This window comes from Rubritepida flocculans DSM 14296 (assembly GCF_000425365.1).
Taxonomy (GTDB): domain Bacteria; phylum Pseudomonadota; class Alphaproteobacteria; order Acetobacterales; family Acetobacteraceae; genus Roseococcus; species Roseococcus flocculans.
Genome location: NZ_AUDH01000045.1, coordinates 1 through 12,964, shown reverse-complemented (window position 1 = coordinate 12,964; position 12,964 = coordinate 1). Strand labels below are relative to the sequence as shown.

13 protein-coding genes and 2 pseudogenes are annotated in these 12,964 nt (G+C 76.1%); 5 read left to right on the top strand and 10 right to left on the bottom strand.

The genetic code is table 11. The features are described from left to right. Positions 1-129: 129 nt before the first annotated feature. The 10 genes and pseudogenes from yddG to H596_RS22330 all read right to left on the bottom strand — a co-directional run bounded on the left by yddG (position 130) and on the right by H596_RS22330 (position 8,576). Positions 130-966 (bottom strand): aromatic amino acid exporter YddG, encoded by an 837-nt coding sequence (gene yddG, locus H596_RS0118025; RefSeq protein WP_027286058.1) that lies wholly within the window; start codon positions 964-966, stop codon positions 130-132. After that, positions 963-1,130: pseudogene (locus H596_RS24750) on the bottom strand (carboxymuconolactone decarboxylase family protein); the annotation flags it as partial. The pseudogene H596_RS24750 and the gene yddG, both read right to left, overlap by 4 nt. 366 nt (positions 1,131-1,496) lie before the next feature. Continuing rightward, on the bottom strand, positions 1,497-2,132 hold the full coding sequence (locus H596_RS23145; RefSeq protein ID WP_051213380.1) for a YciI family protein: 636 nt from the start codon (positions 2,130-2,132) through the stop codon (positions 1,497-1,499). A gap of 68 nt (positions 2,133-2,200) precedes the next feature. Continuing rightward, positions 2,201-2,626, bottom strand: a complete 426-nt coding sequence (locus H596_RS0118005; RefSeq protein WP_027286057.1) for a hypothetical protein — start codon at positions 2,624-2,626, stop codon at positions 2,201-2,203. Between the two features lie 92 nt (positions 2,627-2,718). Continuing rightward, positions 2,719-4,065: a hydrolase gene (locus H596_RS0118000; protein ID WP_027286056.1), complete on the bottom strand. Its 1,347-nt coding sequence runs from the start codon at positions 4,063-4,065 to the stop codon at positions 2,719-2,721. Between the two features lie 95 nt (positions 4,066-4,160). Beyond that, a complete protein-coding gene (locus tag H596_RS0117995; RefSeq protein WP_027286055.1) occupies positions 4,161-5,135 on the bottom strand; it encodes a Bug family tripartite tricarboxylate transporter substrate binding protein in 975 nt (324 codons plus the stop codon). 90 nt (positions 5,136-5,225) lie between these two features. Next, positions 5,226-6,302 (bottom strand): GGDEF domain-containing protein, encoded by a 1,077-nt coding sequence (locus H596_RS23140; RefSeq protein WP_051213378.1) that lies wholly within the window; start codon positions 6,300-6,302, stop codon positions 5,226-5,228. Positions 6,303-6,374: 72 nt separating this feature from the next. Continuing rightward, positions 6,375-7,307: an AEC family transporter gene (locus H596_RS0117985; RefSeq protein ID WP_027286054.1), complete on the bottom strand. Its 933-nt coding sequence runs from the start codon at positions 7,305-7,307 to the stop codon at positions 6,375-6,377. Position 7,308: 1 nt separating this feature from the next. Further along, positions 7,309-7,887, bottom strand: a complete 579-nt coding sequence (locus H596_RS22335) for a hypothetical protein (RefSeq protein ID WP_051213376.1) — start codon at positions 7,885-7,887, stop codon at positions 7,309-7,311. A gap of 128 nt (positions 7,888-8,015) precedes the next feature. Beyond that, positions 8,016-8,576, bottom strand: a complete 561-nt coding sequence (locus H596_RS22330) for a bactofilin family protein (protein WP_245584067.1) — start codon at positions 8,574-8,576, stop codon at positions 8,016-8,018. Positions 8,577-8,742: 166 nt separating this feature from the next. Between H596_RS22330 and H596_RS0117970 the strand changes: the two genes are divergently transcribed. The 5 genes and pseudogenes from H596_RS0117970 to H596_RS24905 all read left to right on the top strand — a co-directional run. Next, positions 8,743-9,723, top strand: a complete 981-nt coding sequence (locus tag H596_RS0117970) for an adenosine kinase (protein ID WP_027286053.1) — start codon at positions 8,743-8,745, stop codon at positions 9,721-9,723. Beyond that, positions 9,720-10,196 carry a hypothetical protein gene (locus tag H596_RS0117965; RefSeq protein ID WP_027286052.1) on the top strand — a complete coding sequence of 159 codons (477 nt, stop codon included), beginning with the start codon at positions 9,720-9,722 and terminating at the stop codon, positions 10,194-10,196. Before H596_RS0117970 ends, H596_RS0117965 begins: the two co-directional genes overlap by 4 nt. After that, positions 10,193-10,666 carry a YybH family protein gene (locus tag H596_RS0117960; protein ID WP_051213374.1) on the top strand — a complete coding sequence of 158 codons (474 nt, stop codon included), beginning with the start codon at positions 10,193-10,195 and terminating at the stop codon, positions 10,664-10,666. Before H596_RS0117965 ends, H596_RS0117960 begins: the two co-directional genes overlap by 4 nt. 4 nt (positions 10,667-10,670) lie before the next feature. Beyond that, complete coding sequence (locus H596_RS22325; RefSeq protein WP_051213372.1) at positions 10,671-12,071, top strand: efflux transporter outer membrane subunit; 1,401 nt, start codon at positions 10,671-10,673, stop codon at positions 12,069-12,071. A gap of 203 nt (positions 12,072-12,274) precedes the next feature. Continuing rightward, positions 12,275-12,964: pseudogene (locus H596_RS24905) on the top strand (helix-turn-helix domain-containing protein); the annotation flags it as partial.

Genomic DNA, 12,964 nt, shown 5'->3' with positions numbered 1-12,964 from the left:
AGCCGGTGCGGCCGCTGGTATGCCTTTGTTTTGGCGCGCAGCCGCCACACCGGGTCCCATCGAAGCAAAGCTTCGATGGGGGCCCGTCAACCCTGCGCGCGATACGGTCGGCATGTCATGCCGACCGTATTACCGCGCGGTGGCGGCCAGCCAGCCGCCGCCCGCCACCAGCAGCAGCGCGGCGAGGCTCGCGCCCGTGAGCGTGCCCCCGCCCGCCACGGCGAGCAGCAGCGTGGAGGCCACCGGCACGCCATAGGCCAGCGTGCCCAGAAGCCGCGGGTCGCCGCGCTTCATCCCCGCATCCCAGAGGAAGAAGGCCGCCCCCACCGGCCCGAGCCCGAGCAGAAGCGCCGCCAGCGCCTGGCGCGCATCGGGCATCACGCTCGGCTCGAGGAGCAGATGCGCCCCCGCCGCCAGCAGCGCCGAGGCGGCGCAGAAGCCGGCCACCGCCTCGGTCGGCACGGCGGCCAGCCGCTTCGCCGTCACCGAATACAGCGCCCAGGTGACGGCGCAGCCGATGGCGCAGAGAAAGCCGACCCAGGCCTCGGCGGGGAAGCGCGCGCCCCCGCCCAGCAGCACCGCCGTGCCCGCGAAGCCCAGCGCGACACCCAGCAGCCGCCGCCCGCCGAGCCGCAGCCCGAGGATGGGCGCGGAGAGCAGCACGATCAGCAGCGGCCAGAGATAGTTCAGCAGATTGGCCTCGATGGGAGGCGCCCAGGCCAGCGCGGCGAAATAGAGCGCGTGGTAGCCGAACAGACCCCCCACCCCATGCGCCCACACGAGCGGCGGCTGGCGCAGCGCGGCCAGCCGCCCGCGCGCCGCCACCACGCCGAGCCCCACCGCCCCGCCCAGCGCGAAGCTCATCGCCGTGAGCTGCAGGGGCGGCAGCCCCGCCGCGAGGGTGGTGAGCAGCCCGAGGAAGGCCCAGAGCCCCAGCGCCCCGATGCCCGCGGCCGTGCCGCTCACGGCGCGCGGCGGCCGCCCCCGCCGAAGGCCTCGTCCACCGGCACGCGCAGCGCCTCGGCCAGCCGGTTCGTCTCCGCGGCCATGGCGATGACGGCGAGCAGCTCCCCGTGCATCGCCTCGGTCATGCCCTTGGCGCGCGCGGCCGCGGTGTGCGAGGCGATGCAGTAGTCGCAGCCCGGCCGCGGCGCTGGCGGCGAGGTAGAGCATCTCCTTCGTCAGCGGGTCGAGCGCGCCGGGGGCCATCACCTGCTTCAGGCTCTCCCAGATGCGCGCCAGGGTGGGCGGGTGCAGGGCCAGCGCCTTCCAGAAATTGTTCACATCCGCCACGCCGCGCGTGGCCATGATGTCCTCATACCAGCGGCCGCTGATTTCGACTCCCGAGGAGTCGGTGCGGCCGCTGGTATGCCTTTGTTTTGGCGCGCAGCCGCCACACCAACCCTGCGCGCGATGCGGTCGGCATGTCATGCCGACCGCATCATACACCGCGCGCACCTCGGGCGGCGCCTCGGCGTATTCGACGAGCCGCGCGCTCATGGCCGGGGCAGCGGGCGGTAGGGGAGGGGCGCGAAGCGCGTGAGGAAGACGCGCGCCTCGCCCCAGACCCGCTGCGTCACGTAAGGGTCCTCGGCCCAGAAGGCGCGGGCGGCGGCCTCGCTGGCGTGGCGGGTGACGGCGATGCTGCCCACCATCGCGCCCGCCGCATCGAGCAGCGCCCCGCCCATGGCCAGCACCCCCTCCTCGGCGAAGGGGGCCATGCGGGCGAGGTGCGCGGGCCGCGCGGCGGCGCGGCGGGGGGCGGCGCCGGGCGCATCCTCCGCGATCAGCACGGCGTGGGTCATTTCCTCGGGGGTGGGCCCATTGGAGGGCAGCGGCGCATAGGGCAGCGGCGCGATGCGGAAGGGCCGCACCTGGTAGGAGAGCCACACGCCCTCGCGCGCGAAGGGCTCCTCGGCGAGGTATTCCTTCACGCCCACCTCGTCCTCCCCGCCCAGCACCATGAGCGAGCCGGCGATGGCGCCATCCGCGCGGAACAGCGGCACGCCGAGGCTGAGCCGCCCCGCCTCCGCCCAGCGCGCGATCACCGCGAGGTGCCGCGCGCGCACCCGGGCGCGGCGCGCGGGGGCCTCCGCGTCCTCGCCGTCCCAGCCCAGCACCACATGGCCCATCCGCGCCTCCTCCCTGCCGGCCGAGAGAGGGTCTTGGCCGGAATCGGCGCGGGCGTGAAGCGGCGGGGCTATTGCCAGTTGCGGCGCGGCCCGTCGGGCGAGGGGGCGGTGGCGCAGTTGGTGATCGTCACCGTCGCGCTGCCGCCCGAGATGTTGGCGGGCAGCGCGGGGCTGATGTTGACGATCCGCACCACCCCGTCGGACTGCGGCCCGCGCGGCAGGGTGCTGGTGAAGGAGACGAAGCGGCTCGCCCCCGCGACGTTCAGCACCACCTCCACCCCGAAGGCGATCCAGTTGCTGCCGTTGTTCGTGTAGTAGAACTGCAGCTCCGCCCCCGCATTGGCGACCGTGAGCGAGCGCGCCGTGAGGTTGCAGCCGTTGTTCAGCCGGTAGCCCAGCGTGATCGCCCCCGCGCCGAGGCTGGATTGCGCCTGCGCCGCCCCGGGCAGGGCGAGGGCGGCGAGGGCGGCGGCAAGCAGCATGGGGCGGCGCATCGTGATCATTCTCCGGTGACACCGGGAGTTGAGACGATTCCGCGCCCCTTCGTCCATCGGCGCTCCCGATGGCGGGGATCGGCCGGCGGCGGCTACCAGGTCATCTCCAGGATGGCGACGCGGTTCTCCGCGCGCGGCAGCACGCGGCCCGTGACGGATTCCTGGTTGAACAGCCCCGCCACGGGCGTGCCGATGCGCTCCGCCGGCAGGCGGAGGTTCGCCACCGCCACGCTCGCGATGCCCTCGCGCCGCTCGGCCGGCTCGCGCCCGTCCAGCAGCACCACGTCGCGCGGCCAGGAGAAATAGCCGCGCGGGCGGGCGAGGCGCGTGAGGCTGGGCGCGGCCGCATCCGCCTCGGCCAGCGGGGCGGGCGGGCGCAGGTGCAGCACCTCGGTCGAGCGCGGGAAGGGCGAGCGGAAGTAATGCGCGATGGGGTGGCCGGGCACGGCGAGCTCGAACTCCAGCGTCCAGCCGCTCTCGACCGTCACGGGGCCCCAGACGCCGTCCGGCCCCGTCTCGCGCTGGTGCAGCGCCTCGCCGATCCGCGCGCCGGTCGCGGGGTCGGTGCGGAACACGGCCACGCGCGCGCCGGCCACGGGGCGGTTGGTGAAGACCCCGCCCGCGAAGCCGGTGACGAGCCCGTTGAGCACCGGCCGCGCCTCGGCCGGCACCGCGAGGGTGGCGGGCTCGCGCCCCGCGATGAAGCGGAACTGCTCGCGGAAGGCGCGCCAGTGATAGGCCACCTCGCGGTGGTCGAGCCCGGGCAGGAGAAGGTTCGTGGCACCACGAAGGGTGTGGCTCTGCTCGTCCACCCCGGTGGGCACGCCGGGGCGGCCGACGAAGCGGCCATCGGGCTGGGCGAAGAGGTCGTTGTCGGAGCGCAGGGTGAGGAATCCCGTGCCCTCCACCACATCCGTCTCGCCCGCGTTCAGCCGCCGCAGGAAGGGCGCGCGGCCGTTGAACTCGCTGCCCTCGTTGAACTCCCAGTCGAAGACGCCGCGGTGCGGCGTGCCGCAGGTGATGGCGTGGGAGACGACGCGCGCCCCGCCCTGCGCCACCACGAAATCGCGGATCGGGTAGCCGCCGCGCGAATTGCCGATGAGCGCGATGCGCTCCGCCCCCGTGCGGGCGCGGAACTCGGCCACGAAGGCAGCGAGCCGCTCCGTCTGCTCGGCGCTCCCGCTGCGGTGCGGCTGGGGCGCCGCGTCATTCGCCCGCGCCACGGGGTCGGGCATGTTCACGGCGAGCAGCCGCTCGCGCGGCCAGCCATTGGCCTCGAAGCGCCAGAGCGTGGTGAGCCACAGCGCGGCGTGGTCGCCATTGCCATGGACCATCAGGATGGGTGTGGGCCCGCCCTGCGCGCGCGCGGCGCGCAGCGAGGGGGCGGAGAGGAGCGCGCCGAGCGAGGCGCCCAGGGCGAGACGACGGGTAAGCTTCATGGGCGCGGACGCTGCCAAGCCCTGCCGCGCGCCGCAAGCGCGGGCGGATGACGCTTCCGCGCCCGCCCCCGGCTCGACCCGGCCTCCGCCTGATGTCAGCCGTCCAGCCGAATGCCCAGCTCGCGGATCAGCGGCCGCCACAGCGCGTTCTCGGCGGCCACGAAGGCGGCGAATTCCGCCGGGCTCCAGGGCCGGTACTCGATGCCGAGGCTGCGCATCCGGCCCGTGACCTCGGGCGACTGGATGGCCGCGATCATGTCGCGCGAGAGGCGCTCGATGACGGCGGCGGGGGTGCCGGCGGGCACGCTCATGCCCTGCCAGCCATAGGCGACGGTGCCGGCATGGCCGAGCTCGACGAGGGTGGGCACGGCGGGCGCCTCGGGGCTGCGCGCCTCGCTCAGCACGCAGAGCGCGCGCACCCGGCCGTCGCGGATGAAGGGCAGGCCGCTCGCGGTGTCGATCACCACGCTGTCCACGCTGCCGGCGAGCAGATCCTGCATCGCCGCCGGCCCGCCGCGGAAGGGCACATGCGTGGCGGAGAGCCCGGTGCGGCGCTTCACCAGCTCCATGGCGAGGTGGTGCGGCGAGGCGACGGCGGGCGTGCCGTAGGTGGGCGGACGGCTGCGCGCGCCGGCGAGATAGGCGGCGAAATCGGCCGGCCCGTCCGGGCGCACCACGAGGTAGAGCGGGAAGCGGCCGATGAAGCCCACGCCGGCGAAATCCGTGTCCGGGTTGTAGGGCAGCCGGGAATAGAGCGCGGGATTGTAGGTGAGGATGCCGTTGTCCACATGCATCCAGGTGTAGCCGTCGGCCGGGGCGCGGGCGGCCATCTCGCTCGCCAGCACCGCGCCGCCGCCCGGGCGGTTCTCCACCACGATGTTCTGGCCGAGCCGCGGCCCCATCTGCGCCGCGATGAGCCGGGCGAACACGTCCGAGGCGCCGCCCGGCGGGTAGCCGACGATCCAGCGGAACGGCCGCTCCGGGAAGCCGGGCTGGGCGCGGGCCGCCCCGGCCGTTCCGAGAAGCCCCGCCGCGGCCAACCCCCGCGCTGCCTGCCTGCGTCCGATCATCGCCCCCTCCCGGTCCGAAGCGGAGGGATGATGCGGCGCGGCGCGGCGGGGATCAATCGCCCGGGGCGCCCGGGGGCGCCGCCGGCCCTGTCAGGCGGCCCGGATGGCGGCCGTCGCGGGCGCGGCCTGCATCACGCGGTCCCGCCCCGCGCGTTTCGCCTCGTAGAGCGCGGCGTCGGCCCGGCCCATCAGCGATTCGGCCGCCTCGCCCCGGACATGCTCCGCCACCCCCACCGAGATGCTGACGCTGAAGCGCCCGCGGCCATCGGCGGTGAGGAAGCGCTCCGCCGCCACGGCGCGCCGGAGCTGATCGGCGAGGCCGGCCGCCTCCGCGGCGCGGACGCGCGGCAGCAGCACCGCGAACTCCTCGCCGCCGATGCGCGCGGCGTGGTCCGTCTCGCGCAGCCAGTCGGAGAGGCACTGGGCGAGGCCGCGCAGCACCGCGTCGCCCGCCGGGTGGCCCTGGCTGTCGTTGATGCGCTTGAAGTGGTCGATGTCGAGCAGCGCGACGCTGAGCGGCCCCGGCTCGGCCAGGGCGGCGGCGAGCGCGAGACCGAAGGCGCGGCGGTTGGGCAGCCCGGTCAGCGCATCGGTCATCGCCGCCTCGTTCGCCTGGGCCAGGGCGGCGCGCAGGGCTTCCGTCTCCCGCGCGCGTTCGGCGAGGTGCTGGGCCACCGCGCGACTCTGCCGGCAGAGCTCCTCCGTGTCGGCGAGGATGCGCGAGAGGGCGGCCCCGAGCTTGGCGGGTGAGCCCTGCAGCGCCTGCGAGAAATCGGCAAGCCGGGTGCCGTATCGCGTCGCCCCGGCCTCCGCGCCCTCGAGAAGCTGGATGGCGGCGCCGAGCGAGAGCTCGAGCTGCGAGGCCACCTCGCCCAGCGCCTCGGCCCGCGGCGCCTCGGCCCGCGGCGCTTCGGCCGGCGGCGGCTCGGCCAGATGGCGCGCGTGCAGCGCGGCCATGGCGGCCTCGTCCAGCGCCTCGCCGGCCGCCAGCCGCGCCTCGATGTCGGCGCGCAGGGCGGCGTGGGTGCGCGCGTGATAGAGATACCAGATCCGGTAGTTCTCCGGCGTCGGCAGCATGCGCTGGGTCAGCAGCGACTCCATGGCCGCATGGGCGAACCCGATGGCCGGGTCCCGCCAGGCGGCCGCCTCCTTCTGCGCTTTCTGCATCGTCACTCCTCGCCGGGGGCGACCGGCCTCGCACCCGCGGGGCCAGGGTGCGGGAGGATGGTGAACGAACCCTTACGCGGCCGCGCCCGGATGCACCGCCTGCACCAGCAGCAGCCACAGCGGCAGGGTGAGGACGGAGAGCGCGTGCTCGCTGGTGGTGATGGCGGCCATCAGCGGCCCGTCGCCCCCCATGGCGCGGGCCATGACGTAGCTCGTCGCCGCCGTGGGCAGCGCCATGAACAGCACCGCCATGGCCGTGGGCAGCGCGCCGAGGCCGAGGGCGAGGCAGAGCAGCAGCGTCACCCCCGGCATCACGAGAAGTTTCAGCGCGGCGGTCCAGAGCTGCAGCCCCAGCCTGTCGCGCAGCGCGCGGGCGGAGAGCGCCGCCCCCACCGCCAGCAGCCCCAGCGCCACCGAGGCGCGGCCCAGCGTCTCCACCAGCGGCTTCACCCCCAGCGGCAGCCCGCCCAGCGCCGCCACCAGGAAGCCCGCCGCGCAGCCCAGGATCAGCGGGTTCATCGCCACCTGGCGCAGCACCGCAAGCGGCCGCACGCGCCCCGCCCCGCCCAGGGCGAAGGCGGTGGTGGTCACCACCTGCACGAAGGGGACGATCAGCCCCGTCGCCACCGCGCCGAGCGCGATGCCCGGCAGGCCGAACATCGCCCCCGCGACCGCGAAGCCGATCAGGTTGTTGAAGCGGATGCCGCCCATCAGCACGCTCGTCATGCTGGCGTGCGGCTGCCGCTGCGCCCGCGCCAGCCAGACCGAGAGCGCCGTGCCCAGCGCCAGCGCCGCCCAGATGGCCGCGAGCATGCCCAGCACCGGCAGCTCGCCCAGCCGCACCGAGCCGATGGCCGCCACCAGCAGGGCGGGCAACAGCACCCAGAAGATCAGCCGCTCGATGCCGGCCCACACCGCCTCCTCGGGCAGCAGGCGGCGGCGCAGCAGCGCGCCCAGGGCCAGCAGCCCGAAGGCGGGCACGAAGGCGTCGAGATAGGGGGCCATCTCAGGCCATCGGGGCGGCGGCGCGGGCCGAGGGCGGGCGCGGGCCGCCGCGCCGCGCGGCGATCTCGCCCAGGCAGGCGGCCTCGCTGCGCCGGGCCATGCCCTGGGCGCGCGCCTGGGCATGGGCGACGCGCAGCGAGGCGCCCTCGGGGTAGAGCACGAGATCGAGCTGGCAGGCGGGGGTGGCGTAAAGCCAGATCTGCGCCCCCCCTTCCTCCCGCCGCAGCGCGGGCGCGCCGAGCCGGGCGAGGAGCTGCTCCGGCCGCGCCCCGATCAACGCGGCGGCACGGGCGGGCGCGGGCTCCGGCGGCCCGGGCGGCGGCAGGGGCGGCAGTGAACGCGGGCCGGGCGGCGGAAGCGCCGCCGCCGGGCGCGGCGCGCGCGGGGCGGCGGCGGCGGGCGCGGCGAGCGGCAAGGGCAGGGGGCCGGGCGGCGCCGCCTCCACCGGGCCCAGCGCGGCGAGGCTCGCCCGGTGGCTCGCCAGCCAGGCCTGGGCGGTCAAGGCCGGATCATCGCCGGCGCAGCCGGCGAGGCCGAGCAGGGCCCAGGCGGCGCCCCGCAGGGAGAGCGGGCGGCTCATGCCAGCGGCCGCTGTTTCTGACCCCTGCGAAAGCGGCGCAGCCGCCACACCAACCCTGCGCGTGTTTCGGCGCGCAGCCGCCACACCAACCCTGCGCGCGATACGGGCGGCATGCGATGCCGCCCGTATCAGCCCTCGCCGGGCAGCATCTCCATGCTGCCCATCATGGTGCCGCCCTCCTCCACCGAGAGCTTGCGGTAGCGCACCGTGCCCTTCACCTTGCCGCTGGCGCGGATCACGAGGTTGCCGCGCACCGTGATGGTGCCGTCGAAGAGGCCGGCGATCTCCGCGTCCTCCACCTGCACCTCGCCGCGGAACACGCCGGTGGGGCCCACGGCGAGTTCGGCCGCCTGGATCATCTGGCTTTCCACCGTGCCCTCGACCACGAGGCGCTCGGCGTCCGTCACCGTGCCCTGGAGGCTGATGCCCCGGCCGACGACGAGGGTGCGGCGCTCATGCCCGGCCTCGGGGCGCGGGGCGCGCGGGGCGGCGCCGGCCGCGGGAACGCCGGGGCGCGGGGCGGGCGCGGCCCCGGGCTTGGGGGGCATGCCCACGGTCTGGCTGCCCGAGGGCGGCGGGCGGTAGGCGGGCACCCCGAGGTCGGGGTCGCGGGCGGCGGGCACGCTCACCGATTCGGGCCCGTTGGCCGCGTCCGGCGCGTCATCCTTCTTGCGGCCGAAGATGGACATTCTGGCGCTCCTTCGACGTCGAGGCGTGAACAGCAGGTCAAGCGGGCGTTATAGCGCCGCGGCGCGGCGCGGCAACGCCGAAGCCTCGCGAATCCCCCGCCGGCTTGCAATCCGCGCCGGAGCGAATAACCCCGAGGCCTTCGGCCACAACGGAACCCCGCCCCCCATGACCGCCCCCACCCTCGACCTGCTCGGCATCGGCAACGCCATCGTGGACGTGCTCGCCCCCGCCGAGGACGGCTTCCTCGCCGCGCGCGGCCTCGCCAAGGGCGGCATGCGCCTCGTCAGCACCGAGGAGGCCGAGGCCCTCTACGCCGCCATGCCCCCGGGGGTGGAGAGCTCCGGCGGCTCGGCCGCCAACACCTGCGCCGTGGCCGCCGCGCTCGGCGCGCGGGTGGGCTTCCTCGGCAAGGTGGCGAAGGACCAGCTCGGCGAGGTCTTCGCGCACGACATCCGCGCCATCGGCGTGCATTTCCCCACCCCCCCGCTGGAGGGCGGCGCGCCCACCGCGCGCTGCCTCATCCTCGTCACCCCCGACGGGCAGCGGACGATGAACACCTATCTCGGCGCCTGCGTCGCCTTCGGCGAGGCCGATGTGGACGCGGCCGAGGTGGCGCGCGCGCGCGTGGTCTATCTCGAGGGCTACCTGTTCGACCCGCCGGCCGCCCAGGCCGCCTTCCGCGCCGCCGCCCGCGCCGCCCACGCCGCCGGCCGCCAGGTGGCGCTCACCCTCTCCGACCCCTTCTGCGTCGGCCGCCACCGCGCCGCCTTCCGCGCCTTCGTGGCGGAGGAGACGGACATCCTCTTCGCCAACGAGGCCGAGATCCTCTCCCTCTACGAGACGGACGATTTCGAGCAGGCCGCCGCCCTGGCCGCGAAGGACGTGACCATCGCCGTGCTCACGCGCTCCGAGCGCGGCAGCGTCATCCTCGCGGGCGGGGAGCGCCATGTCGTCGCCGCGCAGCCGACGAAGGTGGTGGACACCACCGGCGCGGGCGACGCCTATGCCGCGGGGTTCCTCGCCGCCCATGCGCGCGGCCTGCCCTTGCCCGAGTGCGGCCGCTGGGGGAGCATCGCGGCGGCCGAGGTGATCAGCCATTACGGCGCGCGCCCGCAGGCCGATGTGAAGGAGCTCGTCGCGCGATGATCCGCCCCGCCCTGCTGCTCGCGCCGCTGCTGCTGGCCGCCCCCGCGCTCGCCCATCACGGTGGGCCGCACCCGCCCGGCAACCTCTTCGCCCAGGCGGATTCCATCCAGGAGCTGCAGCGCCAGCGCGCGCGGCCCGACACCCCGCCCGGCGTGCAGGCCCAGCGCCGCGACGCCGAGGCCGCCGACGCGCTGGGCGAGGAGCCCGCGCGCCGCCTGCTGCTGAACGCGCGCGAGGCGGTGCAGGCGCGCCGCTTCGGCCAGGCGAACGAGCTGCTGGAGCGGGCGGAGGCCCGCCTGCTCACCCGCTCCACCGCGCCCGCCCGCGCGGGCGAGCCGCTGCGCGGCGGCCCCATCGGCCATCTCGCCGCGGCGCGGGAGGCGCTGCTGCGCCGCGACGCCGCCGCGGCGCTGCGCGAGATCGACGCCGCGCTGGCCTTCTTCCCGGGGCCGCGCGCCGGTCGGCCGCGATGACGCCCCCGCCCCTGCCCGAGGCGCCGCCCGCCATCGCCGCGGCCATCCACGACTGGCTCGCGCGCTTCGCCGCCTGCGTGCGCGAGGTGGACTACCGCAGCGCCTACCCCTTCTGGCACCCGCGCATCATCGCCTTCGGCACGGTGCAGGCGCTGGTCGAGGGGCTCGAACCCTTCCGCGACCGGCAGTGGGAGAGCGTCTGGCCGAAGACGAGCGATTTCGCCTTCCGCCTCGAGGCCACCCGCGTGCTGGCGAGCGCCGATGGCAGCCTCGCGGTGGCCATCGCGCCCTTCACCTCCACCGGCTACCACCCCGACGGCACGCCCTTCGACCGGCCCGGGCGCACCACGCTGGTGCTCGTGCCCAACCCGGGCGAGGGCGAGCGCTGGCTGGCCGTGCACAGCCACATGTCGCTTGCCCGCGGCGTGCCGGCGGACAGCCACGCGAGCCGCCCCGTGAAGGCGCGCTGAGCCGATGCGCGGGCCGACGCGGCGCACCGCCCTCGGCGCGCTCGCCGGCCTCGCCGCCTGCGGGCCCGACCCGCGGCTCGACTTCACCCGGCCCGAGGCCGCGCCCCGCTTCGCCCAGGCCGGCGTGGACACCCCCACCACCTGGCCCGATCCCGCCTGGTGGCGCGGCTATGGCAGCGCGGAACTCGATTCGCTCATCGCGCAGGCGCAGGTGGGCGAGGCGGGGCTGCGCGCCGCCGCCTTCCGCATCGCGCAGTCCGAGGCGGGGGCGCGCATCGCCCGCGCGGCGCTGGCGCCTTCCGTCTCGCTCGGCGCCGGCATCGCCCGCGCCCGCGGGCCCGACCTCGCGGGCGGGCGCAACAACCGCGAGGGCGATGCCGCCTCGCTGACCCTCTCCGCCAGCTACGAGGTGGATCTCTGGGGCCGCCTCTCCAGCGCCGCGCGGGCCGGCGATGCGCGGGTGCTGGCCAGCCGCCACGACCGCGACGCGCTGGCCCTCTCCCTCACGGCGCAGACCGCGGCCGGGTATTTCACGCTGCTCGCCCTCCGACGGCGGCTCGCGCTGCTCGAGGAAAGCGCGGCGGCGGCCCGGCGCATCCTCTCCCAGGTGGAGATCCAGCGCGCCGAGGGTGCGGCGAGCGAGGTGGAGCTGGAGGAGCAGCGCGCCGCCCTCGCCGCCCAGCAGGCCACGCTGGAGGCGCTGCGCGGCCAGGAGGCCGAGGCGCTGGCGAACCTCGCCCTGCTGCTCGGCCAGCGGCCGGACCAGGTGGAGGTGCGCGCCCGCTCCCTCGACGGGCTGACGGCGCCGCCCATCATCGCCGGCATCCCCTCCGAGCTGCTGCTGCGCCGGCCCGACATCGCGCGGGTGGAGGCGGAGCTGGCCGCCGCCGGGCTCGATGCGGAATCCGCCCGCGCGGCGCGCTTCCCCTCCCTGGTGCTGACCGTGGCGGGCGGGCTGCAGAGCGGGGATCTCTCGGCCTTCCTCACGCCGCAGGGCGCGGCCTTCACCCTGGCGGCGGGGCTGCTCGCGCCGCTGCTGCAGGGCGGGCGGCTGCGCGCCCGGCAGGACCAGGCCGTGGCGCGCGCGCAGGAGATCGCGGAGCTGCGCGCGGGCGTGATCCTCGCCGCCTTCCGCGACGTGGAGGCGGCGCTGGCCCTGGCCGAGGCCGCGCGGCGGGCGCTGGAGCAGCGGCGCGCCGGATTCCAGGCCGCGCAGCGCGCCTATCGGCTGGCGGAGCTGCGCTGGCGCGAGGGCGCGCTGCCCTTCGTCTCGGTGCTGCAGGCGCAGCAATCGGCGCTCTCGGCCAATGAGCAGCTCGTGCTGGCCGAGCTCGCGCGGCTCGTCTCCACCGTGGCGCTCTACCGCGCGCTGGGCGGGGGCTGGGGCGGGCCGGGGGCGGGCTAGACAGAAACTGACACGCGGGCTCTGGCGCACCATCGGCACGCCGACCTCGCCACCAGCCACACCACAGTGCCACAGTTTCATCCACGGCGGGTCGGGATCGCCGGTGGGTAACTGATACGCGCGGCACCTGAACCCGCCTCGACGGGGATTCCGGCGCGGGTGTGCTGGTGATTCGCTGTCTTCGCGGAGCGGCGGAGGCGAGGATGGCGGGGGTGGCGATCACGCGGTTGGAGTTGGACGCGGCGGGCTTGCGGCATGCCGCATCGCGCGAGCGGGAGGCGGGTGCGTCGCGCCGGATGCTGGTGCTGGCGCTGGAGGGCCGGCCGCGCGGCGAGGCGGCGCGTGCGGCCGGGATGGATCGGCAGACGCTGCGCGACTGGGTGCACCGCTACAACGAGGCGGGCCTGGTGGGGCTTCGGGACCGGCGGGCGGGCAACGGCGCGCGGCCTCGGCTGAGCGCGGCGCAGGCGGCCGAGGTGGCCGAATGGGTGCGCCGCGGCCCCGACCCGAAGGTGGACGGCGTGCTGCGCTGGCGGCGCGCCGATCTGGCGCGGGCCATCGCGGCGCGTTTCGGGGTGGTGCTGGCCGAGCGCAGCGTGGGTGCGATGCTGGCTCGGCTCGGGTTCCGCCGGCTGTGCGTGCGTCCCCGGCATCCGGGCCATGACGCGGCGGCCCAGGCGTCTTTCAGCGGGGCTTCGCCGCCCTCGTGACCGCCGCCCGGCCAGCCGAGGCGCGCGGCGTGGCCGCAGGGCTGGTGCTGCCCGCCGCGAAGCAGCAGACCATGAGCCTGCACCTCGCCGAAATCAGCGGGCAGGTCGCGCCCGGCGCGCATGCGGTGGTCGTCATGGACGGCGCGGGCTGGCACCAGCGCGGGCCCGATCCGAAGCTGCCCG